This window comes from Rhodoplanes roseus, from assembly GCF_003258865.1.
Classification (GTDB): Bacteria; Pseudomonadota; Alphaproteobacteria; order Rhizobiales; family Xanthobacteraceae; genus Rhodoplanes; species Rhodoplanes roseus.
In genome coordinates this window covers 1-329 of the sequence record NZ_NPEX01000708.1, presented here as the reverse complement: position 1 = coordinate 329, position 329 = coordinate 1, and the positions used below count along the sequence as shown (strand labels likewise).

The window sequence follows — 329 nt, the reverse complement described above, 5'->3', positions numbered from 1 at the left end:
GTCGATCGTGTCCGCCCCGAACGCCTGCGACAGAGCGAAGGAGCGGATCCCGAGGATCGTCCCTTCGATCGCACCGGCAACCGTACCGGAATAGCTCACATCGTCGGCGATGTTCTGTCCCCGGTTCACGCCAGAGATCACCAGGTCCGGCTTTTCGCCGATGACGACCTTCGAGGCCATGATCACGCAATCCGTCGGCGTTCCGCGCACGGCGAAATGGCGCTCGTCGACCTCCCGCAAGCGCAAAGGGTCGCTCAGGGTCAACGCATGCGCCACGCCCGATTGATCTGTCTCCGGCGCGACCACCCACACATCGTCGGAAAGCGCGC

1 protein-coding gene is annotated in these 329 nt (G+C 64.4%); it reads right to left on the bottom strand.

Annotated features, from left to right (window positions below; translation table 11 throughout):
* Nucleotides 1-329 (bottom strand): 5'/3'-nucleotidase SurE (locus CH341_RS32060; protein WP_281023742.1); only part of this gene is annotated, 329 nt, incomplete at both ends.